Origin of the sequence: Bacillus sp. BHET2 (assembly GCF_005938125.1) — a bacterium.
In the GTDB taxonomy this organism is placed as follows: Bacteria; Bacillota; Bacilli; order Bacillales; family Bacillaceae_B; genus Rossellomorea.
Map to the genome: position 1 here is coordinate 1030128 of NZ_VCQN01000001.1, position 22234 is coordinate 1052361.

General features: G+C 39.4%; 23 protein-coding genes and 1 other annotated feature. Of the genes, 3 read left to right on the forward strand and 20 right to left on the reverse strand.

Annotated elements, in window-relative coordinates; translation table 11 throughout:
• Window positions 1-100 precede the first annotated feature (100 nt).
• Window positions 101-430 (forward strand): NIPSNAP family protein, encoded by a 330-nt coding sequence (locus FGG79_RS05405; protein ID WP_138776709.1) that lies wholly within the window; start codon window positions 101-103, stop codon window positions 428-430.
• Entirely contained in the window at window positions 427-1062 is a 636-nt protein-coding gene (locus FGG79_RS05410; RefSeq protein WP_138776710.1) for a YdcF family protein, read from the forward strand. Before FGG79_RS05405 ends, FGG79_RS05410 begins: the two co-directional genes overlap by 4 nt.
• Before the next feature lie 91 nt (window positions 1063-1153).
• On the opposite strand, the gene crcB (FGG79_RS05415) is transcribed toward FGG79_RS05410, so the two are convergent.
• From crcB (FGG79_RS05415) to FGG79_RS22410, 5 genes are all read right to left on the reverse strand, one after another.
• Complete coding sequence (crcB, locus tag FGG79_RS05415) at window positions 1154-1510, reverse strand: fluoride efflux transporter CrcB (RefSeq protein ID WP_138776711.1); 357 nt, start codon at window positions 1508-1510, stop codon at window positions 1154-1156.
• Between the two features lie 2 nt (window positions 1511-1512).
• Entirely contained in the window at window positions 1513-1911 is a 399-nt protein-coding gene (gene crcB / locus FGG79_RS05420) for a fluoride efflux transporter CrcB (protein ID WP_138776712.1), read from the reverse strand.
• A 150-nt stretch (window positions 1912-2061) separates the two neighbouring features.
• A complete protein-coding gene (mgtE, locus tag FGG79_RS05425) occupies window positions 2062-3420 on the reverse strand; it encodes a magnesium transporter (protein ID WP_138776713.1) in 1359 nt (452 codons plus the stop codon).
• Between the two features lie 116 nt (window positions 3421-3536).
• On the reverse strand, window positions 3537-6701 hold the full coding sequence (locus FGG79_RS05430; protein ID WP_346764021.1) for a DEAD/DEAH box helicase: 3165 nt from the start codon (window positions 6699-6701) through the stop codon (window positions 3537-3539).
• Between the two features lie 228 nt (window positions 6702-6929).
• A complete protein-coding gene (locus FGG79_RS22410) occupies window positions 6930-7010 on the reverse strand; it encodes a putative holin-like toxin (RefSeq protein WP_481747266.1) in 81 nt (26 codons plus the stop codon).
• 429 nt (window positions 7011-7439) lie between these two features.
• Here FGG79_RS22410 and FGG79_RS05435 point away from each other — a divergent pair, with 429 nt between their 5' ends.
• The gene (locus tag FGG79_RS05435; RefSeq protein WP_138776715.1) at window positions 7440-8057 is read left to right on the forward strand and encodes an acetate uptake transporter; all 618 of its coding nucleotides are present in this window, start codon (window positions 7440-7442) and stop codon (window positions 8055-8057) included.
• Window positions 8058-8319: 262 nt separating this feature from the next.
• On the opposite strand, the gene FGG79_RS05445 is transcribed toward FGG79_RS05435, so the two are convergent.
• From FGG79_RS05445 to FGG79_RS05515, 15 genes are all read right to left on the reverse strand, one after another.
• Window positions 8320-9234, reverse strand: coding sequence for a DUF2202 domain-containing protein (locus FGG79_RS05445; RefSeq protein WP_138776716.1), 915 nt, complete (start codon window positions 9232-9234; stop codon window positions 8320-8322).
• Window positions 9235-9379: 145 nt separating this feature from the next.
• Window positions 9380-10633, reverse strand: coding sequence for a tyrosine--tRNA ligase (gene tyrS, locus FGG79_RS05450; RefSeq protein ID WP_138776717.1), 1254 nt, complete (start codon window positions 10631-10633; stop codon window positions 9380-9382).
• Window positions 10634-10848: 215 nt separating this feature from the next.
• Window positions 10849-11058, reverse strand: a binding site (T-box leader).
• A 56-nt stretch (window positions 11059-11114) separates the two neighbouring features.
• On the reverse strand, window positions 11115-11774 hold the full coding sequence (locus tag FGG79_RS05455) for an O-methyltransferase (protein WP_138776718.1): 660 nt from the start codon (window positions 11772-11774) through the stop codon (window positions 11115-11117).
• Window positions 11775-12060: 286 nt separating this feature from the next.
• Window positions 12061-13062 carry an HAAS signaling domain-containing protein gene (locus tag FGG79_RS05460; RefSeq protein WP_138776719.1) on the reverse strand — a complete coding sequence of 334 codons (1002 nt, stop codon included), beginning with the start codon at window positions 13060-13062 and terminating at the stop codon, window positions 12061-12063.
• Window positions 13049-13411, reverse strand: coding sequence for a PadR family transcriptional regulator (locus FGG79_RS05465; protein ID WP_138776720.1), 363 nt, complete (start codon window positions 13409-13411; stop codon window positions 13049-13051). The genes FGG79_RS05460 and FGG79_RS05465 overlap by 14 nt, the downstream gene beginning before the upstream one ends.
• 187 nt (window positions 13412-13598) lie before the next feature.
• Entirely contained in the window at window positions 13599-13895 is a 297-nt protein-coding gene (locus FGG79_RS05470; RefSeq protein ID WP_138776721.1) for a putative quinol monooxygenase, read from the reverse strand.
• Window positions 13896-13916: 21 nt separating this feature from the next.
• A complete protein-coding gene (locus tag FGG79_RS05475) occupies window positions 13917-14552 on the reverse strand; it encodes a nitroreductase family protein (protein ID WP_138776722.1) in 636 nt (211 codons plus the stop codon).
• Between the two features lie 38 nt (window positions 14553-14590).
• Window positions 14591-15025: a MarR family winged helix-turn-helix transcriptional regulator gene (locus tag FGG79_RS05480; RefSeq protein WP_171050812.1), complete on the reverse strand. Its 435-nt coding sequence runs from the start codon at window positions 15023-15025 to the stop codon at window positions 14591-14593.
• Between the two features lie 152 nt (window positions 15026-15177).
• Window positions 15178-15951: an HAD-IIB family hydrolase gene (locus FGG79_RS05485; RefSeq protein WP_138776723.1), complete on the reverse strand. Its 774-nt coding sequence runs from the start codon at window positions 15949-15951 to the stop codon at window positions 15178-15180.
• Window positions 15952-16065: 114 nt separating this feature from the next.
• Complete coding sequence (locus FGG79_RS05490) at window positions 16066-16257, reverse strand: hypothetical protein (protein WP_138776724.1); 192 nt, start codon at window positions 16255-16257, stop codon at window positions 16066-16068.
• A 467-nt stretch (window positions 16258-16724) separates the two neighbouring features.
• Window positions 16725-17186: a DinB family protein gene (locus FGG79_RS05495; RefSeq protein WP_138776725.1), complete on the reverse strand. Its 462-nt coding sequence runs from the start codon at window positions 17184-17186 to the stop codon at window positions 16725-16727.
• Between the two features lie 52 nt (window positions 17187-17238).
• Entirely contained in the window at window positions 17239-17673 is a 435-nt protein-coding gene (locus FGG79_RS05500; RefSeq protein ID WP_138776726.1) for a hypothetical protein, read from the reverse strand.
• Between the two features lie 486 nt (window positions 17674-18159).
• Window positions 18160-19527, reverse strand: coding sequence for an NAD(FAD)-utilizing dehydrogenase (locus FGG79_RS05505; RefSeq protein WP_138776727.1), 1368 nt, complete (start codon window positions 19525-19527; stop codon window positions 18160-18162).
• Between the two features lie 331 nt (window positions 19528-19858).
• Window positions 19859-21082, reverse strand: coding sequence for an MFS transporter (locus tag FGG79_RS05510; protein ID WP_138776728.1), 1224 nt, complete (start codon window positions 21080-21082; stop codon window positions 19859-19861).
• Between the two features lie 14 nt (window positions 21083-21096).
• Window positions 21097-22143 (reverse strand): ArsR/SmtB family transcription factor, encoded by a 1047-nt coding sequence (locus FGG79_RS05515; protein ID WP_138776729.1) that lies wholly within the window; start codon window positions 22141-22143, stop codon window positions 21097-21099.
• Between the last annotated feature and the right edge of the window lie 91 nt (window positions 22144-22234).

A 22234-nucleotide genomic window follows, 5' to 3' on the forward strand; every position in this document is an offset into this window, starting at 1 on the left:
CGATAGTCATCTAATATATTGCAAAAACATGAATAAATCATTAAATTTTCTTGAATAAACATGAACAAAGATGTAAAATCACTTCTAAAGGAGGAATATTATGGTATATCGAGTACGAACATATGAAATCATACCGGATGTATTACCACAGTTCAATCATTTATTTCACGAATACCTACTACCCAATCAATTACGTCATGGATCTCAATTAATTGGTCGTTGGGTGAATGTAGAATGCACAAAAATCACGGCGATCTGGAAATATGAATCAATTGAACACTTCAACCAAATTGAAGAGAATATTAAAAAAACCAGACTTCATCAAAAAGCTCAAGCTTATAAACGAACGATTGATCCTCTGTTTATCTCTACGAATGAAGAATACTGGAGTATGACTGGAAATTATGACTTTAAGGAGAATGAAAAATGAAACCCATTATACCGCGAGAACCAATTGTACCGGATTTAAACCAAGGAGAAGTTGAATTTTTAACGTCTCTTACGTTTGGCATGAACATTAAACCAAGAGTTTGTGATGCCCTTTTTGTCTTCAGCGGAACTCATAGCGGTCACTGGGAGAAAGCCATTGAGGCATACGAGAAGGGTTACATACAAAAAATAATCGTTACTGGAGGAAGAAGTTTAACAGGGGTTCCCCATCCTGAATGGGAAGGAAATCAACATGAAGAGTGTTCAGAGGCAGACATCATCATCTCTCACCTTCGACAAGCCGGCATTCCGTCTCATCAGATCGTTTATGAAGATACATCCACCAACTCCCTTGAAAATGTTCTTTATGCAAAAGAAGTCTTTGATTTTACTTCTATCGAATCTCTTATGGTGGTATGCAAAAGTCATGTCACCGGGAGACAACTGCGCACATTAAAGAAGCATTTACCTAAAAGGATTGAATACATTCCTTATACATTCACCACTACTTATCGTGGAATCGAAGTAAACAGAGACAACTGGATGACTACTGACAGTGGTAGAAAAAGAGCGTGGGGCGAATATTTAAGAATTGAAAAATATGGGAAAATGGGGCATTTACAACCAATGTAAAATGAACAATATCATTGCTGAAAATAAGCTCAGGGGGAGACCCTGAGCTTCGTCACATACATCATCCTGTCCAATTATTTTATTAAAGTAACTATCTCCCCACTGTCATCCCCAAAAAAGCGAACAAAATGCCAACTGTATAGCTGAGTAACAGATAAGAAACCAGGGGTTTCCATTTTTTTTCGACAAAAAGTTGAATATTTTCCAGTTTAAATGTAGAAAAGGTTGTAAATGAGCCAAGGAAACCGGTGCCAAGAAGAAGCATACCTGATTCATTGATTCCAGTTCCGATTACATATCCTAGTAAAAAAGAGCCGAATACATTCACACATAAAGTAGCGTATGGAAAATCAGACGAGTAGTACTTTTTGAATAATCGATTGACCCCGAAGCGGGAAATTGCCCCAAAGAAGCCACCGATTGCTACCATCATTCCTTGAACAACCATCTTTATGCCCCCTTATGCTTATACTGATTGAATTTATGTTTTCCGATCATATAGCCTGCAAAAGACATCAACAGGCCGCCGAAGGCACTCCCAATTACGTAGATAAATGCTAGAAACAGATGTGAATGGGATAAGAGATTCACCGTTTCCACACTAAATGTGGAGAACGTAGTGAAGGATCCGATCAATCCGGTTCCAATGGCGGTTGCTATCATAGGATGAACGTTCTTTTTTTGAAAAAAATAGGTTGTTACCAAACCCAAAGTGAAGCTACCGATCATATTTGCCAGAAAGGTACCCAAAGGAAAGTCATAGTTCCACCAATCCGCTGAAAGTATTCCAAGATAGTACCGTAATAAAGCTCCCACCATTCCGGCAGCCCCAACAAATATATATACCATATTCCCACCCCATTTGTTCTATAATTTAATGAAAGAAACTCCTACCAATACATATGTATCAGTAGGAGTCACTTTCATTTCAGTAGATATGGCAAACTCCCTTGCCGTTCTCTATTCATTTTATCAACACCAGGATTTTTTGCAATTCCTTTACATTAATTTCGTAATAAACATCGTAGCAATCCCAAAATAGATGAGAAGGGAAAGAATATCATTTATCGTAGTAATCAATGGACCTGAAGCTACAGCAGGATCAACATTTAACTTGTAAAGGATTAGTGGAATGATGGTTCCAGCCAGTGTCCCGATAATCAGGGTGATAAGCAATGAGCTTCCCACTACTAATCCCAAGACGATATTTCCCTGCCACACAAATGCGATGAGGGCAATCATGACAGCACATATAATACCAATAATGATGCCCACCCATAGTTCACGAAAGACCAGCTTAATAACTTGTTTCACATCTAAATCATTTGAAACCAGCCCTCTTACGACAACGGCAAGTGATTGGGTGCCGGTATTCCCCGTCATACCGGCAATCATTGGCATAAAAAATGCAAGCGCCACCACTTGTTCCAGGGTTGCAGAGAATCTGTCGATGATACTTCCAGATACAAGACCTATGAATAATAACAAAATGAGCCATGGAAGACGGCGATAGGCTGCGACGAATGGTTTGGTCGTAAAGTCGATGGACTTCCCCGATGCCGACAACTTCTCGATATCTTCATTTGCTTCTTGAATGACTACATCAATGATGTCATCGACGGTAATAACCCCAACCAGTCTTCCATCTTCTTCAATAACCGGAAGCGTGATGAAGTCATACCGGCTGATCAATTTCGCTACCTCTTCTTGATCGGTATGAACGTCCACTTTAACCACACGGCTGTACATAATATCTTCTATCTTATCTACTAACTCACTAAGCAATAAATCCTTGTATGAAATAACCCCTATCAAATTCTTTTCTTCATCAATGACATACATATAGTTAAGATACTCGGCTAATTCGGCGAAATGCTTAAGTTTATCCACCGCTTCACGGACGGTGTAGTGTTTAGGAATCCAGACATATCGATTGTTCATGATACGACCGGCAGTTTCCGGTTGATAGGTCATCAGATTCTGAACAACCTGAGACTCGGCTTGACTCATTTCAGACAATAGTTCCTCTATTTTTTCAGGCTCTAAATCAGTCAACAAAGTGGCGAGGTTGTCATTTTCCATCAAGTCGAGTACTTTGGTCGATTTTTCAATCCCTAATTTTTCTAAAACGATCAACTGATCTTCTCTTTCAATCTCCTGAATGAATTCCGTTATTTGCTCAAGAGGTAAATACAACAGAAATTTATTTCGATGCTTGGATGGGATATGTAAATATTGCTGAGCGATATCATAAGGCTGCAGCTCTTCGATGATATCTAAAAAAATATTTTTCTTACCATCTTTCAAGCTTTGGATAATGGCTAGAGTGATTTCATTTTCTGTCATAGGTAATGTCATAATAGTACTCCTTATGATATGTTTCTTTCGGATAAACCAAAAGCAGGAGATAACTAAAGGTTTCATCATCGCCCCTAATAGTATCTCCTAAAACATGTATAAACTCTACTTTTATTCTATTGTTTATGATCCAAAGATAAAATTGCCTTCAATTCATCCTCTGTTATGGTTTGTACAACCTTTTCATCTGGGTTCATTACTTCCTGGATCAGATGCCTTTTTTTATCCTGAAGCTCGTTCATTTTCTCTTCAATCGTCCCTTCGGCGATAAGCTTAATCACCTGGACCGTATTTTTCTGTCCCATCCGGTGGGCACGATCTGCAGCTTGTTCCTCTACTGCCGGATTCCACCATGTATCATACAATATGACCGTATCGGCACTCGTTAAATTAAGTCCAGTTCCCCCTGCTTTCAATGATATGAGAAAAAGATTCCGTTCCCCTTCATTAAATCGATTGCACATCTCCACTCTCTCTTCTGAAGGAGTGGCTCCATTCAGGTAAAAGTAGGATTGCCCTTTACCTGAAAGCTCTCTTCCAATCATCTCAAGCATTTTCGTAAACTGTGAAAAAACCAGAACCCTTCTGCCTGATAACCTGGACTCCTCCAACATGTTCATTAACTGCCTGAATTTCGCTGACGACCCCTGATAGCCTTCTACAAATAACCCGGGATGACAGCATATTTGCCTTAGCCTGGTCAAGCCGGCCAGAATTTTGATTTTGTTTTTCCTCAGTGTATTCTTATCTAAATGCTTGAGCGTATCATGCCTCAGCTTTGCCAGGTAGGCGGCATAAAGCTCCTTCTGCTGCGGAAGCAGTTCGACTGAATCAATGATTTCTTGTTTTTGGGGAAGTTCTGACAATACATCATGTTTCAATCTTCTAAGAACAAAAGGTCTGATTCTTTTTGCTATATCTTTTTTTGTAAGGCGGCTGTAATCCTTGAGTCCGCGGAATAATCCAGGAAATATGACATGAAAGATTGACCACAGTTCCTCAAGTGAATTTTCCACTGGCGTCCCCGTTAAGGCGAAACGATTCTCTGCTTCGATTTTCTTAACGCTTCTTGCTGTCTGTGTGAGAGGATTTTTAAAAGCTTGTGCCTCATCATAAAAAACGGTATGAAAATTCTGAAGCTCATACCATCTACTATCGCTTCGGAGTAACGGATAAGAAGTAATGATCACGTCGACATCCTTCATTTCCTTCTGCTTCTTCTTTCGTTCTTCCTTGTTTCCATCCAGGATGACAGAGCGTATTTCAGGAGCAAACTTCATAAATTCATTTTTCCAGTTATACGTAAGCGAAGAAGGACACACAATCAATGCAGGTAAGTTCCGGGACCTGATCTGTTCAAGCTCGGATACAGTGAATGCGATACTCTGAAGCGTCTTGCCCAATCCCATATCATCGGCTAAAATCCCCCCGAGTCCATAAAAGGAGAGTGCCTTCATCCACCTGTATCCGGTTTTCTGATAATCTCTCAGAATGGAATCCAAGCTTGATGGAACAGCAACATCCATACTGTCTGGATGCATGAGTTGATGATAGAAATCTTTAAAGGAGTCCTCCAATCTAAACAAATGACCAACATCTACTGTATCGAGAAGATCCAGGCTTTGATGCAAGGGTAGCTCAATACCCTTCACAAGATCATTTTTTTCTGCTTGTGACGAATGAAGAAACCGCTGAATATCTTGAAATTCTCTTGTTTCAAGAGACAGCAGTGAACCGTTTCGCATCCGGTAATACTTACGGTTTTCTTCCAATGCATCAAGGATATCCATAATATTCCGGTCTGGAACACCGTCCAATTCAAACTTGAATTCCAGCCAGTTCACTCGTTCTTTTTTTACCTTAACCCGAATTTTTGGTGCATGATTCCCTTTTGATATCCTGTTTCTCACTGCCGTTGTGGCAAAGATTTGAACATGTTTTTGAATCTTTGTCACTCCATAGGATAAGAACTCATACTCTAATTCCTCGTTATGTAAAAAATAACCACCTTCTGTCTTACCAAATGAAAACTCCTCCATCCAATCAAGGATAGTATCCTCTTTCTCTACATCACGGATCAGCAGAGATCCTGAAGGGGGTTCCCGATTCTCCAACGGGTGTATAACGACTTGCTCATAATGAAATTCAAGTCCGGCTAACAAGCGATTCTTCACCCTGTCGAGATATAATTTTGCCACAAGGGGAGCCGTTTCCAATCTTCGGGCAATGTCTTCTGATATGTGGACCTTCCCTAATTTCTTCAATCCAACAGCCACTTTCTCAAGGAAAAAGCCAATCTGAGATTGTGGAATCGGAATATAATTTGATTCTGAACTGTCGAGCAGTCTTTTTAATTCAGCTAGCCTCTTGCAGTCCATGCTTTCGAGCCTTGTAATTGTTCCTTCATGTATAACAGTTAGATACTCATCCAGTACAGCGATTTCCCTTAACCCGGATATGTATAGGCGATATCCACCGTGTTTGTCTTGTCCAAATCGGAATTTCAACGGAAGAGGCAGTTCCTTCTCCCTTATGCCCTCAAAAATTTGATCATCTTGCTGTACTTTTACATGATTAGATCGCATCAATAACGGTACAATTTGCTCCCATGATGAGGGAGGGATAAGCAAACATTCACTGCTGTTCTTTTCTTTCGAAGAATCTTTAGACACTTTCACAAGATGTTGAATGACGGCATCGGTTGCATTTTCAAAGCAATGAAATTCCTGATTGAAGATAATGGAGTCTGAAAGATAAAAAGGTTTCCCTTCGTTTATGTTTTTCAGAAACGACCGAATTGGGTACACTTTTTTAGAATCTATTGTGAATTCGATCCCAATCATTACTTCCCCTGTATTCGCGGGTATTATTTTAATCAGGAATTCACCTTGCAGAATCTGTCTGTTTTCAAAATGCCGGAGCTTGCCTGTCGATCGAAAGGACTCCTCCTGAAAAAGGGTGAAAAAGTCTTCCGTCACGTTCTCATCAGCCTTTTTCCCGCTTTTCTGCTGATTCTGGATCATAAATAGGACTGCAGCAATATGCTGGCAATCCCTATCAAAGGATGCAAGCTTCGGACAACTGCAATGGGCTTCTAATTCACCCTTGACATCCACATGAATTGTGACTTGGAAATCTTCCTCCCCTACAACAGTTGCTTCACAATATTGACTAGTCAATTCGTCTATCTGCACTTTATTGGATCGGTAATACGCCTCTCCACGTTTGAAAGAAACGGTACCGCATCGATCTTTTATGAGTTTTTGATTTATAACCTTCAAGAGAATGGTTCCTTCCATAAATATATATCGTTGAGTATTTATTTCACTGTTGATCATACTTATGATAACAACAAAGTGGCAAATTAGAAACATTGAGGCATGATTACTATTTTAATAGAAACGTATATTATCTGGATGATCGACATAAAATAAAGGGGAAGGAATCCCAATAGAAAAAAATCCGCACTATGAGGCCAGTCATAGTCCGGAAAATGTTCATGGAGTTTTCTACTTTTCAATATGATTCAATAACGAAATGATGAAACTGCCCGCTTGAAACATGAGCATGAAAATATAGTAGTCCTCCATGTTCTCACCTCCTTTCAGAGGATCTATGAGAAAATATTTGTCCCCAATTGATATGTATGTAGGATTGACTCATTTCATGCGTTATTTTGTTGCGAATACCTTGTTCTAGTTGGGCAAAACGAAATCCCGGATGATCTTTTTTAAAATCATCCGGGATTTCGTTTATGGAGTGGCATTATTATTGAAATTTATATCTTCTGATGATGGTAATTAGATGCGATGGAACATTATATCGGCGATATTTTCAATTTATCGGCGAAATTCCAATTTTAACGGCGAAATCACGCTTATATCGGCGAACTGGTATTACCAAGCTAGATACAAAACACGAAGTAATTTATGAAAGTTTCGCTTACATCATATTTTCTATTGCATACCATGACTTTTTTATGTAAATTAGTCAAGTATGTTTTAATAGGAGGTATCATCATGAATCACACACAAACCACTCAACGGGTTCAAATAACTGCGGCCGATCCATCCGCGATTGGACTTTTCGGACTGGCTATGGTCACACTCGTAGCTTCTTCGGCAAAACTAGGATGGACAGACGGCGTTTCGTTCGTATTACCCTGGGCTATATTCCTTGGGGGCATTGCTCAACTGATCGCATGCTTTGGAGATGCTAAGCATAACAATACATTCGGATCCACCGCTTTTGGTGCGTTCGGATTATTCTGGCTTGGAGTCGGCACTTCATGGTTGATCTCATTCGGCGTATTCGGGGAAGCAGCAGCTGCCGCCGTCGATCCTCACCAACTGGGAATTGCGTATATTGGTTATCTGATTTTTAGTATTTTCATGACTGTAGGTGCGATGGAGACACATAAGGTATTATTCATAATTTTTGTACTGATTGATTTCTTATTTATCGGCCTTTCCCTCTCTACTTTGGGAATTGCACCTGAAGCTATGCATAAATTGGCAGCAATCTCTGAATTGTTCATCTCACTGTTTAGCTTTTATGGTTCTGCTGCAAGTGTCTTAAATACGCACTTTGGGAAAGAAACACTTCCAGTTGGGAAGCCATTCGGGATATTTAAATAAACACGAATTAAAGAGATAGACGAGTCACATGTCTATCTCTTTTTTTATCAAAAATCACTTTTTATTAACAGGAACCAAGATGTCAATATGAGGATCTGTCTTGCCTCGATCATGGGGATATCGTTCATGCTTGATAGGGAGATCATTGAAATACTCAATGAGGGGGTACTATATGGTTTGTAGCCCCTTCTTTGAACCACTGGTATATTTCCTGTAAATTTTTTTTCATATAAAAAATAACCACCTTAAATAGGCGGTTATTTCATCTCGCTAAGCCTCTTTGGAATGCAGCTAAATGATTCTGTGAAGCATTTCTTAATTGTGTGAAGACGATCATGACATCCTGTGGAAGATTAAAAGTCAAAAATCGATCATACATGGCAATATTATCAACCTCTCCTTTGACCCCTTCACCATAAGCACCTTTTAACGATTCAGGCGTCGTCACATAAGAATGCGATTGATCTTGAGGTAGGGGGATTCCGTATCGTTCGAACAGAGTCTGCAATGCCGTAATATGACGCATCTCTGCTTCTTTTACTTGCAAAAAGGTGCGGATATTACCGAAATTCTGAATGATTCGATCATATCTCGCTTGTGCCAGATATTCGTCCTGCATAGCATATACGAGCATTTGAGGAACCGAAAGTGTTGGCGCAGCGAGAGCACCTTTAGCCCCAAAATCCACTTGTCGCGCAGATCTGCTTCTTCCTTTATTCTGTATCATAAAAAACAAAAACCAAACTGCGTGATTTTGTTCATCTGCAGCTGCCCGCCGGAGTGTATCCTTAATGAATGTTTCTTGCACACCATCTGAGACGCTATAATAAAAATCAACCGTTTCCTGCTCATCCTTCATGGCAAATTCAAGTCCTTTTTTGTAAGAATCGGGACATCCTTCTTGCAATTGAGGACTAGGTTGAACTCCTGTCAGATGTATATAGATATCACTGAATGCCTTATAATGGCGTTTTTCGTCTTTTCGAATTTCAAGAATCCTCTCTCTTTCTTCCTTAGAAGTGGCTAACATAGCAAGTTTTTCATAGCAGGCAATAGCACTGTATTCGCCATTGATGGCCTTTTGAAGATTGTTCACCAGGGTAAGATTCTCTTGAGATCGAACATATCCATCCAGGTAAAAGGGTTTGAATTGTCGGTAAAACTCATATGGATTCATTAAAGGAACCACCTTTTCTTGGTCAGTTATACTCATAATATGAATGACCAAGAAATGGGTGTCTGTACAGGGCTACTGTTGTTCATTCTCCATCAACATAGAATTTTTTATATGAAAAGAGTGGTGTTTCAGTCTTTACCAGAGATCAACCATTCACCAATCTTAACTTCTTATACTTTCTCTTCCCTACTTGCACAACCATCCCATCCACAACGTCTACTTCTGTGTTTTCATCCAATACTTTTTCTGAATTAATCCTGATGCCTCCATTCTTTAACATCCGTCGTGCCTCACTCTTTGAACTTTGCATGTTTAAAGTCACAAGGAGGTCGACAACGGATATTTTCCCTATACCCTTCCACTCTTCTTCTGGAATGTCATTAGGGAGTGCCCCTTTTTGGAAGACTTCCTTGAATTGACTCTCAGCTTGTTCGGCAGCTTTTCTTCCATGGTACATCCTTACAATTGTTTTCCCTAAATGAATTTTGGCGTCTCTAGGATGAAGGGTGCCATCCTCTAATTTATTTGCTAACTTCATCTTCTCTTCTAATGATAAGTCGGTTATCAGATTAAAGTATTTGATAATTAACTCATCCGGAATCGACATCGTCTTTCCAAACATTTGATGAGGTTCTTCATCTATTCCAATGTAGTTATGTTTTGATTTTGACATTTTATTTACACCGTCAAGACCTTCTAGTAAAGGAAGTAATAAGACCACTTGTTTCTCCTGATTGTAATGTTCCTGGAGATGCCTCCCCATCAGGACATTAAACTGCTGGTCTGTTCCTCCAAGCTCTACATCACTCTGGAGGGCAACAGAATCGTACCCTTGCATCAACGGGTAGAACAACTCATGGAGTGAAACCGGTTTTCCTTCTGATAACCTATTAGAGAAATCATTTCGTTCAATTAATCGGGCAACCGTGATCTTCGATGCTAAGTGGATGACATCCTCAAGACTCAATGAAGACAACCATTTCGAATTGTAATGAAGCTCTACCTTTTCTTTATCAAGTACCTTCCCAAATTGCTCAAAGTATGTTTGGGCATTTCTCTTTACTTCTTCATCCGTCAATTGCTTTCTTGCAACCGATTTGCCGGTGGGATCCCCTATTTTACCGGTGAAATCCCCGATAATGAGCTGAACGATATGGCCGTTTTCCTGAAATTGTCTTAATTTATTCAGGACGACTGTATGACCAATGTGAACATCTGGAGCAGTTGGATCAAGACCCAGCTTGATTTTTAAGGGGGTTCCGGTCGAGATTGATTTCACTAGTTTTTGTTTTAATTCTGCTTCAGGAATGATTTCCTGGGCTCCATTTTTGTATTGAGCCAACTGCCTTTCGACTTCAATTTGCTGATTTTCTGAAAGTGCTTCCCACTTGTGATGCATAAAGATTCCTCCTTGTTTGAATGTATTAATTGGTTAGCGAAGTACATTTTCTTCAATTCGCCGATATATTTTGGATTTCGCCGTTAAAATTGAAATTCCGCCGTTATATTTTAGAATTCGCTGTTAAAATGAATATTTCGCCGTTAACTCTATACATCCGCTCATACCTACAAATCGAGCATCTAAAATCAACGCCAAAAAACCACGCCCCCTATAAAAGGGACGTGGTTTACGCGGTACCACCCTCATTGAAGATCACTCTTCCACTCGATTCGGATAACGGACCGGCCGTTCTTTGCTACTAATGCGTTCACAAAGAATGTTCAAGGAGGTAATTCGCGCTTATCTTTGGACTGATTCTCACCAACCATCAGCTCTCTAAACCAGGGAGATAAATCACTACTGATTCCTATCATGACATGTATGATTTTGAATTTTCATTTATTTTACTTAAAAATGCAACAAAACACAATATAAAATTTTATTCTTTAACAATTCCCATTACAAATCCGTCATAGCCTTTTGAGCCTACAGTTTGAACAACCGTTGATTCGATCCTGGTCTCTTTAGAAAGCATTTCGACAAATTGACGGACACCTTGAACACTTTCATCTTCGCTATTCTCATCAATCACTCTTCCGCTTCGAACCACATTATCGGTAATGATGACCGTTCCAGGCACAGATAATCGAAGTGCCCATTCTAAATAATGGACATTGTTTTGTTTATCAGCATCGATGAAGATAAAGTCAAATTCCCCTTCTAAAGTAGGTAATGTATCGAGGGCAGCGCCTATTTTGATTTCTACCTTCTCTGTCAATCCGGCGTTCCGAATATTTTCACCTGCGACCTTTGCATGCTCCTCGCTATATTCAAGGGTAACAATCCGACCATCTGCAGGCAATGCCCTTGCAAGCCAAATCGTACTATAGCCGCCGAGTGTCCCAATTTCCAGAATTCGTTTTGCCCCTTTCATTTGCGCTAATAATGAAAGGAATTTCCCCTGATTTGGTGAGACATCTATTGCTGGAAGTCCTGCTTCACTATTTGCTTTCAGTACAGAATCCATAATTGAATCTGAACTTTGTAGTTTACTAGTATAATAATGGTCTACTTCTGTCCATGTAGTGGCTGATGTCATCATCTTCACTCCTTATATATGTATGAACACATTCCATAATAGCACATTTTTCCATTTAATCAGTACTAATTATTTCACTTTTCTTAAAATTATCGATTAAAAATCAAACTTTCCTCTCAACTCTTCTTTGTGGTCTATTGAAAAATATTAAATGGAAAATTCTTTCGATATGACTACTTTTATAAAGTAATCCTTGGAGGATGAAAAAAATCGTCATTCGAAATTCCTATTGAGGAGAAGAAAAAACCATTCACCTATGTGAACAGCTTCTCCTTCGAACAACAAATTATTTTTTAAATCCTTTATACATCACACTTGCAGTTTCAATAAATATGGTCAGGACGAACCCGATGCGCACCCACTCTTTTGCAGATTCCCACATGCGATGAATCTCTCCTGCATGTGAGTCCAATGAACCCCATTCTCTCAAGCTCAAAAGTTCTTCAACGAAAGAAGGATTCCAGATTGCTCCGTCCCTTAATAGAAATAACCCAAGTAATAGGATAGCTGTGTTAATAACAAGGATAGAGACAGCTAACTTCCCGGTCCACCTTCCGACGACTAGCTTTAAACTTTCTTTTAGGATGCTTAAACCGACCATGATGTAGATTGCAGGAAGAAAGTATTGGAGAAAATCACTATTTAAAAAGAGGGCAACACCTTTTAATTCATCATGTTCAAAGACTAGTATACCGAGGTAACGAGTAAATGACATGAAGGCAATCCATATGAGAATGGAAAAAATGATCCCAAACAAAACTTCCCCCCGTTTAATTTGTTTTTTCTTATCGGGGACCACTGGAAGGTTTTCTGGTTTCCATTTTATAGTTATACCTTGTTTCACTCCTTCAGGTATGAGCTGTTTGTAATCGATCAGGGCAAACACAATTGTAATCCAGGCGAATGTCTGTAAACCAACCTGTACTATCGACCCAATCAATTCAGCAAAATGACCCATGATCGAGACTGGATTCATGATCGTTTCAATCACAAATGCGATGCTCAACCCAATGGTCAGGGAAATCAGTACAAGTTTCAATATGGTCGCATAGGATTGAAACAAAGATGGGCTAATCAGAAATCCTCTACTACCTCGGTATTTATCTGCCATTTCTTTCGGACTGCCGAGTTCCAAGAGAACCTCTCTGATATCCTCATCAGTTTTGCTCTCACCTCTTGCCTCAAGCATATCATGAATTAAGCCTTGCAATTCCCTGCCAATTTCCTCTCGTTGTGATTGAGGAAGTTTGGTTGTAACAGCATAAATATATCGCTCAATCATCTCCATATGTGATTCCTCCCTTATCATCGATTAATACATCCATGCTTTTCACTATCTTTCTCCATTCTCTTAGTAGAATCATATATACTTCTTTGCCTCTGGAACTCAATACGTAATATTTGCGTGGTCGCGCCTCATTTGTGTCCCATTCACTTTCCAGCAGTCCTTGCTTTTCTAATCTGCGAAGAAGAGGATATAACGTCCCCGGTTCTACTGTAATTCCCTTATCACCCAGCATCGTCACCAGGGAATAGCCGTATTGAGGACGGGAGAGCTGACTCAGGACCCCAATGGTTATGGTCCCCCTTCTCAATTCTTGTAATAATTTATCGACTAATTCATTCACATCGCTCATATCATCATCTCCTACTTTTTATTATAGTGTATGGCGCACACTATTGTAAATGATACAACAATATAAAAATAGACATTAATACGTACATTTTTTAATGTGTGTTCCAGTTTGCTTCGATTTTTAAAAATCCCCTTCAATTTTGCTCAATAAAAAAAGCACCCAACCTAAGTCGGGTGCCTCCACACAATTATTTCTCAATCTTATTTCCTTCATAAATCTTAACATCTAATGGAGCAGCTAGATATTCAGGTGCTCTTCCTACAAATGAAGTGAAATGTTCACTTGTATTATGACTTTCAACGGCAGCTGAGTCTTTCCAAACCTCCACCATCGTATAGACACTTTCTCTTTCAGTATCTTTCATTAAATCATATGAAATGTTGCCTTCCTCAGCTCTAGATGATGCCACTAGAGGACGGATCTCTTCTAAAAATGCTGATTCTTTGATTGGGTTAATTTGAAATTCTGCATGTATGATGAACATGTCATTTCTCCTTTTTTAATGTTATTTCCATTCCGTGATGGATTCTACTGGTAAACGGACTGATTTGTAGCCCGCATCTGCCGCTTCCCCGATTGAGATCAGCATGACTGGATAGTAACGTTCTTTGTCCATATTATAAGCTTCGGCAATTTGATCCTTTTCATAGCCACCAATCGGATTTGTATCATAACCGTGAGCTCGAGCAGCAAGCATTAACTGCATGGATACAAGCCCTGCATCAATGAGATTCATCTCTCTAAATTGTTCAGTCGGGATGTTTTCCAACAAACCTTTAATTGCTGGTAGCTGTCTGTCTCTTACTTCAGCAGGCATATATCCTTCATCAACTGCTTTATTATAAATTTTATCTGCATAGTCAAGGCTGTTCATATCTACAAATACAGCAATCACAGCTGAAGATGTTGTGACTTGTGTCTGATTGAATTTTGCAAGCGGTGCAAGGGTTTCTTTTCCTTCAGGGCTGTCAATTACAACAAAACGCCATGGTTGCAAGTTAACAGATGATGGTGCTAGCGTTGCCTCTGTAAGAATTTCGGTCATTTCTTCTTTGCTGATTTTAACAGATGGATCATAGCTACGAATTGAACGACGTCCTGTAATAATTTCATTAAAATCATTGATTTTTGTTTGGTTCATGTTGCATTCTCCTCTTGTGTAGGTTTTTAATATGTTATCTACTTTTCGATTTCCTGAACGTTACCTTGGATACGATTGAGCATCTCCGATAAAGTCGAGCGCTCTTCTTCTGTAAAGTCCTTAAAGACTTTTGAGATGAAAATTTCCTTTTCTTCACGATATGCTTCTATCTTCATTCGCCCTTCGTCACTTAAACGAACAAATGTAAATCGGTTATCATCAGGGTTTTTACGTCTGGAGACCATTCCTTTTCCTTCAAGCTGTTTTAAGTGCCTTGTCACGGCTGCACTATCAATGTTAACTACTTTTTGCAAGGCAGTCTGACTGATTTCTTCGACCTCAAACAATTTGTGTAATAGATCCAGGCGAGATTGACTGATTCCAGTACAGCGCTCAAACTTAGGACTCATTTGCTTATAAATATCATTTAGTTGAACAATGATTTTCTCTTCTTCACTACAATTGTGGGACAAAGCATCCTCCTCCTTTTATTTAATTGAGGGGTCAATCATTGACCTGTCAATTAATATAATACATTTCATTTCGGAAGTCAATCGTTTGAATTCGAAAAAAAAAAGCTAAGTGTAGGGCTTTCCCCTCCTACTTAGCCCTTACTATATCATCGCTAATTCTTCACTTCGCTATATTCTGTACATAGGATTTTCAATTTCGTAATGATGCCCTCTTCATAGTCACCCTTCAATTGGACCTGATCATCAGCAACTTTCGAAAGTTCTTCATGATACCCGATCATGACAGAACGCTTTGCGTTTTTGAACATTGAGACATCATTTGCATCATTTCCAAAAGCTATAAAGTCTCCCTCCCGCACTCCAAGTGTAGATAATGCACTCCATTTATGTATGTTTACCGGACTGATGTCCACAATATTTTCATTTGTATGTAAGTGTACGATTACATTCATTGTAGCCAATTGCTTCGTTAACTCAGGAAAGTTTGTAGACGTTAACAGCAATATCTTCACAATCGATTCCAATGACGTGACAGGGAGTGCTTGAGCAAGATTGGCAGGATCAAGAAAGTTCAGGATTGGGTGGTTATGTGGACCGGTAAAAGCATAATCCCACTCACTATCTATTAAATAAGTAGCCTCAAATTTGTTGATTAGAGAAAAAATCATGTCCAGGTCATTACGGCCAAATGCAGTTGAGTGTATGACCTCCCCATCTTTATAAAGGAGAGAACCGTTCCCTCCAATCAATGGAAATGAATGCAACTTCACATCTAATACGGGAAGCATATCCCGAATGGGTCTTGCAGATGCAAAAATAAGTTCATGACCACTCGACTTTAAATCAAGTAAACATTGCACGATTTTTTCTGAAACAGGTTTTCCCTTAAAGCAAATCGTTCCGTCTAAATCAAATACGAATTTCATGATTTCACTCCCTTTTTATATGTATTATTTTACCATATATAAGGAGTCACTGTTAGTAATTATTCTGCACTCTAGGGTCGTCTTTTGAGCTAATTCACAATAAAAAAAAAAGACTTACTCTTTTGGTAAGTCCAGCGCTTGATAGTCAGCCTGATATTTTCCACCTTCAGCGACTTCCGAATGATAGAGGGCTTTTAAAGCAAATGTACGTTCTAAATTCATTTCATCCATCAGCTCTTTTAAACGATCCTGCAATTCTTTATTATCCCTGATTAATTGTTTCATCTGCGACTTCATGTATTTCATCGGCGTTCTCACTCCTTTTTCTAATCGAACAATTCATAAAGTATAACACTCATACTCACACGACTAAAGGGATTTTTTCTTAAATAGACTACTCCCATCCATCAGTTCGCATTTAGTGGCAAAGAACGTTTTCTACATAGTAGTATGATTCTTAATTGTTCCATCGATATAATAAGTAGCATGAAAGGCTATTTTCAAATAAATTGAATGTCCGTTTACGAAGTACCCTGCTCTTCCACTTGCTTCTTAAACCGGGAATCAAGCTGAAATAAAACAGTCGTCTCTCCTTTTCGTACCAGGTGCTGTATGAGGCATTTTGAAGCCTAATGAGTCAACCATTATTTGTACCACGTCTATTACTTCTTTTCAGCACTTATCGCTACAGCAATACTTCCAAACATACAATAAAAATCGTTATCCATCTCCAGAAACTCATTTCATAACATCCTCCTACTGTAATACATAAATCACTTAAAAATCAAATCACTCGACACTGGTTTTTCTCCTATTTCCCGTGCCCAAACGGATAGTTGTCCAATATGGTGAATCTCATGCGTCACCACATGCTGCATTACCTTTTTATATGAAAAGCTGTATGTCTTACCTGACGGTGAAGTCATTTGAAATTCTTTCTTGTCGTATGCCGGTGTCCATAATGACAGAAAGAATTCTGTTTGCTGACGTGTCATTGCGGAAAATCCGATGACTTCGTCCAGGGTTGATATAGCGTGGAGATCCTTTTTCATTACGGGTTTACCTTGTAGTTGATTCATCCAAATCTGTTCACAATCGGCTACATGAAAGAGATTCTTCAGAATGCTCCCCCTCCCGCCTGTACGCTCCTTCGTAAGTTCTGACTGATTGACTCCTTTGCACCATTCAAACCATTCTTCTCGCACTTGCCAGTTATAAGAAAAGAGCTCCTGCATTTTATGACCCTTCCTCCCATTATTTTATGTATTTCATTTCCACTACTTACTATTAAATGTACACAATCCAAAATGATATCCCCCAACTAATACCGAGAAACAATAGGCTCGCTATCAAATAGGGACTCTTTTTTGAAGAACTTGTTGATTCATATTCATATTTATATTGGTTATTTGTAATGAATTTAGCTGCAGTTCCTGCCTGATTGATTCCAGCTCGTTTTGATATATTCGTGATCCACCCGAGTCCAAAGAAGCATAGGCTTGAAATGAATGCAGTATCCATTAAGTTCCATCCTTTCATTAGACTTATCATCATCGTAGCCCCCGCCATTAACGAAAAGAGGATTACAATAATCGAAAAGGATAAAAACCTAGAAGGAATCAACTTTTCTAGTTGTTTACTGAATTGGTCAATGAAAAATGCCAAACCGGTTCCTACAATCAGGATGACGATTGTTAATAAAACATTAAAATAGTAGTACAATTTGGTTGCCTCCAATCATTAATGATTCCCTTCGTTATTGAATACAAAATTTACAATACCAAGAAGAATAAGATGGCATCGCTTATACCAAGACACAATAAACTAATTAATACGATGGGTTTTCCCCGCGTTTTATTAAAATATAAATATAGCAATCCAAAATAAAGGAAGCCAACTGTGATCAAACATAGAAAAAATCTAAGTATCATTCCCCCATTTAAATGAATACCTCTCACATGAACCCATTCACCGTTTTGGTTGAAATCTAGTGGGACAGTGAAGATCAAGAAGCCCCATCCAATGAAAATGAATACCCCAAGTCGATTTAGCAACGAGTACATTTGCTTTTTCTGATGAATATCTACATTTTTTTCATATTCATACTCTTTTTTTCTGCGATTAAACCCATAAAAAAATTCTTTCTGTGCCTTCTTTTCTACTCATACGAAAGAAAGCTCAGAAAGGTTTCAAATTATTCTATTTTTATCATTTATTGGTAAAATATACTTTTGCAAGGTATTTCCCTACATACACACCGCTTGCAGCTGCCTGTGATAAGGAATGGGTTTCTCCAGAACAATCTCCAATTAAATAAAGGTCTTCTATATCAGTCTCAAAATGTTCATTGGTTCTAATTTTAGGCTCATAAAACTTTGCATCGAGTCCATACAAAAGCGTGTCCCCATGAATAGCTTCCCCTATAAGTCCTTCTAAAGCCACTAAGAACTCCTCAAGTGCTTCACAATACAATTCAGGAACTTCATCCCTCACATTACCACATTCAGCACGGAGGGACGGACCTACCTCATTCCCTTCTACTGTTTCCGTTGTGTGATGAGATTTGAAGTCCTCCAATCGTTGCATGACAATTCGGTCTTTTCCTCCATTAATTCCACCAATGACTTTCAAAGCATGCTCTATTGCCTCATCATGGGATTGAAAATACTCGGGAACGAATAAGCTGAAATTAAGATTGGCACTCGGAGTATCCTCTTCCCGAGCATTTTGCCCGTCAGGCATGACCATTCCAAACTGATGCTTCCTGAGAATTCTCCCACAAGGATTCATGCAATAGGTAGTGGCACTATAGGACTCTTTTTCTATTTTCAGCTTCGTCTCAAAAGTCTCTTTTAAAATCGAGGCTAGCTGGTCACCCTTCATCTCCACTCGAATCCCCAGATCAAGCCGTGTTTCTCCTGGATACAACCCAAGCGAAGTGGTCTGTTTCTTTAACCAACGGCTGCCGCTCATCCCCGTACCGATGACGACTTTATTGGCTGTAAATTCACCCTTATCCGTTTGTAACAGAAAACCTGATTCAATTTCAGAAATCTTATCAACTTTCGTCTCGAAACGGAAAGTAATACGCTCTTTGAGTACTTCATACATTTCTTGGAATACCTTATTCGCTAAGCGAGTCCCTAAATGTCGTACTTCTGTATAAAGCACCTTTAAATCGTAGTGACTGGCCCTGATTGAAAGTGCTTCATTTTTTGTATTATAGGCAGGGACTTTATCACCTCCATATAGACAGAGTATTTCGTCTACTTCCTTCATTAAATTGAGGCTCAGTTCGTCTCCGATCTTCCTTCCTAACTCTCCTCCAAAATCATTCGTATAATTGAACTTACCCTCTGATTTCCCCAAACCTGCGAACCCAGCGTATTTACTGCAAACCCCTTCACATGTGCATTCTTTTCCAGAATCCAAACCGCATACCCGTTCACTTAGTTCCTTACCCAGGTCGATCATATGTATAGATAGGTCCGTGTTCTCTTTCATTAAGGTGTAAGCAAGGAACACACTACTTACACCAGCTCCAATAATCGTAATATCATGATGATTTGATTGCATTCTTTGCCTCCTCACTTAGCTGAAATCGTTCCGATGCCATTTTTCCAACGTCGATTCAATATGATTTCCTTCCATTTCAGTCGAAAATAAAAGGTTTTCAGAAAATTTCCGATGTTCGTTTTCTCTCTAAAAAAAGACAACAAGAATCCATTCTCCCTACAACTACTGTTTATTGTTGTTGACAAATCTTTCGTCCATTCCAATAGAACATAAACGACGCATCTATTCATTCTCCTCACCCAAAAGTTTTCCATTTCCATCCTATCACAAAATAAAAAAGAAAGGTCCGTCCCTTGATAGTAAGAAACCCTGGAGGGACGGACCTCTTTCGTTATTCCTTTAGGCTCCAGTGAAGATAAGGAATGGACGCCAGGGTGGAAATGGCTCCGCCAAGCATGATGGTTGGACCAGTTCCCATTGATTCTGCCAGGAATCCTGCAAGAAATGCAGCGAGTGGCATGAGGATCCATGTCATAAACCTGCTAGTGGCCTGAACCCGCCCTAATAGGTGATCAGGTGTTAGGGTTTGCCGAATCGTAATGATGCACGGACTCATCATTGCTGCAGCATATGTTCCGATTGCGTTCATGATTATGAGCCAAAAATAGGACTCTGCATTCCCAAAAAAGAAGATGGACATCCCTCCGAAGACAGATGAGGTAAATAAGATCCTCCGATATGAAAACCGCTTCCGGAAAAAGGTCACCATGAAAGCCCCTGCAATGGCACCCACTCCCCCCATGGATAATAACCACCCAATGGAAGTCGCACTTAAATTCATTGAATCTTGTAAATGAAATACCATCAACGTGAGAAGCAGGGTCGTTCCGAACACAGACATAATCATTGCAAGATTCGTGAATAGGATCGGCTTCGTTTTAAGTACAAATTGAAAGCCCTCCTGGATATCTCGCCAGAAGGAAAAGGGAGAAGAAACCTTTTCAGCCTTCTTGCTCCGAATACTTAAAATCGCAAGGAATGATAGAAAGAAGCTTAAACTGTTCACCAACAGAGCATATCCAGGATTGAAAAAGGAGATAATCAGTCCACCAACACCAGGTGCTAGAAACAGAGCTAAATTAAAGATACCCGAATTCAATGAATTTACAGCCTGAAGATCTTCCCTTCTAACCATGCTTGGAATCGAAGCGAATTGTGACGTATTGTAAATCTGGCTCTGTACTCCGATACAAAACGCCCCGACATAAAGCATCCACATGTGTAATCCACCCAGAAGGAAAAGGACGCCGATCGCGCCTACTGTCATACCTCTCCCCAAATCGCAAATCAGGAGTAGCTGCTTTCGATTGAATCGATCAGAAAGAATTCCCGTGAACGGCTGCAACATTATCGGTAACCGTTCAAGTCCAGCCACAATCCCCATACTCACAGGGGATCCGGTCATTGAGAGCACCATAAGTGGAATCGCAATTAAATAGATCTGATCTCCGAAAAAAGAAATCATATTCCCTCCCATAAATCGAAAAACAGAATAATTTTGCTTGAGCGGAGGAGTATCGTTCATCGGTTCCTGCTTGATCCCAATCTCTTTCATACCTGACTCCCCTTTTATTCCTCAGTTAAATACTGCATCAATTCATTCGATAATGATTGTACTGCATTCTCTTTCAACCTGTACTTCCCATCTTGTGTTTCGACCAACCGTGCGGAGCGGAGTATTTTCAAATGATGATGAACCGTGGATTTACCCATAGTCAGTTCATTTGTGATTTCCTGGAGGCTGCGTTCGGAACCCTTCAACAATTTAACCATTCGGAGGCGCGCTTCATCACCAAGAGCTTTATGCTTTTGAACTAAGAAATAGCTTGGCATATCCAAATCATTCGGATAAATGCTTTCATTGGCTACAGGGTAATAAAACACTTTTACCCCTTCGACATCTCCTTCCACGTTCCAAGGGCGGTAGACCAACTGGGGAATCAACAGAACAGTATGAACACTCGGCTCCGGCAAATAAGTGATCCCACCGGTTGCCCATTCCACCAGCGCCTCTGGCTTCAATTTTTCACTCATTTTCTTTTTAGCCTGTTTATCCAGTGTAAGAATTCCTGTTAACGTCTCCGCTTGGGGAGCAGTCACTTCTTCATACCAATTAGTCATGACATTTTTTAGATGACTTTTTAACTTTAGAGGGTCAGTTGTACAGATGAATTCAATATAATCAGGAAAAAACAGATTATCTTCCGTCCGTTTCTTTAAGGTTTGACGGGATGCATTATCTCCTCGTGAAGCGAGGGTTCGAAGTTCTTGAAATTTGACACCTATGTAAGGCAGGCAGATATACCTGAATGTCTCATCGTCCAACTCATCCAGAAATGCCATGAACTCAGAAAGCTTTTGAAATTCTTTTTGATGTAACAACAGCAAGAGTGCTTTCCAAGTGTTTTCATTTTCAACAAATGTTAATTCACGTATCAACTGCTTTGAGAGAGACTTTTTCAACTGATCCCATGATTCTTTTGGTTTCTCCAACGTATCTATGAGTCTCTTATTCGTAATAGCTGCAATTCCTAAAGCAGTCTCCCATAAAAGAGAAGCTTCAATCTTTATCTCATATGTTTCTCTTCTTCTACTAGTCATTTGGAGCACATCCATTAAATACACCTCTTTCCCATAATTTTTATTTCTATATATATTCTACATTTATAGAATGCAATATTCAATAAATATAGAATTTTAATCAAAA

Excerpts from the sequence above, each read along its gene's own strand:
- FGG79_RS05410 (WP_138776710.1), top strand. The coding sequence starts at position 427 with ATGAAACCCATTATACCGCGAGAACCAATTGTACCGGATTTAAACCAA.
- tyrS (WP_138776717.1), bottom strand. The coding sequence starts at position 10,633 with ATGCATCACAAGTGGGAAGCACTTTCAGAAAATCAGCAAATTGAAGTC.
- FGG79_RS05490 (WP_138776724.1), bottom strand. The coding sequence starts at position 16,257 with ATGAAATACATGAAGTCGCAGATGAAACAATTAATCAGGGATAATAAA.
- mgtE (WP_138776713.1), bottom strand. The coding sequence starts at position 3,420 with ATGACATTACCTATGACAGAAAATGAAATCACTCTAGCCATTATCCAA.
- FGG79_RS05475 (WP_138776722.1), bottom strand. The coding sequence starts at position 14,552 with ATGAACCAAACAAAAATCAATGATTTTAATGAAATTATTACAGGACGT.
- crcB (WP_138776711.1), bottom strand. The coding sequence starts at position 1,510 with ATGGTTGTTCAAGGAATGATGGTAGCAATCGGTGGCTTCTTTGGGGCA.
- FGG79_RS05470 (WP_138776721.1), bottom strand. The coding sequence starts at position 13,895 with ATGTTCATCATACATGCAGAATTTCAAATTAACCCAATCAAAGAATCA.
- FGG79_RS05495 (WP_138776725.1), bottom strand. The coding sequence starts at position 17,186 with ATGCAGGAGCTCTTTTCTTATAACTGGCAAGTGCGAGAAGAATGGTTT.
- crcB (WP_138776712.1), bottom strand. The coding sequence starts at position 1,911 with ATGGTATATATATTTGTTGGGGCTGCCGGAATGGTGGGAGCTTTATTA.
- FGG79_RS05445 (WP_138776716.1), bottom strand. The coding sequence starts at position 9,234 with ATGAATCCATATGAGTTTTACCGACAATTCAAACCCTTTTACCTGGAT.
- FGG79_RS05405 (WP_138776709.1), top strand. The coding sequence starts at position 101 with ATGGTATATCGAGTACGAACATATGAAATCATACCGGATGTATTACCA.
- FGG79_RS22410 (WP_481747266.1), bottom strand. The coding sequence starts at position 7,010 with ATGGAGGACTACTATATTTTCATGCTCATGTTTCAAGCGGGCAGTTTC.
- FGG79_RS05465 (WP_138776720.1), bottom strand. The coding sequence starts at position 13,411 with ATGAGCGATGTGAATGAATTAGTCGATAAATTATTACAAGAATTGAGA.
- FGG79_RS05485 (WP_138776723.1), bottom strand. The coding sequence starts at position 15,951 with ATGAAATTCGTATTTGATTTAGACGGAACGATTTGCTTTAAGGGAAAA.
- FGG79_RS05460 (WP_138776719.1), bottom strand. The coding sequence starts at position 13,062 with ATGGAGATGATTGAGCGATATATTTATGCTGTTACAACCAAACTTCCT.
- FGG79_RS05510 (WP_138776728.1), bottom strand. The coding sequence starts at position 21,082 with ATGAAAGAGATTGGGATCAAGCAGGAACCGATGAACGATACTCCTCCG.
- FGG79_RS05435 (WP_138776715.1), top strand. The coding sequence starts at position 7,440 with ATGAATCACACACAAACCACTCAACGGGTTCAAATAACTGCGGCCGAT.
- FGG79_RS05515 (WP_138776729.1), bottom strand. The coding sequence starts at position 22,143 with ATGGATGTGCTCCAAATGACTAGTAGAAGAAGAGAAACATATGAGATA.
- FGG79_RS05455 (WP_138776718.1), bottom strand. The coding sequence starts at position 11,774 with ATGACATCAGCCACTACATGGACAGAAGTAGACCATTATTATACTAGT.
- FGG79_RS05505 (WP_138776727.1), bottom strand. The coding sequence starts at position 19,527 with ATGCAATCAAATCATCATGATATTACGATTATTGGAGCTGGTGTAAGT.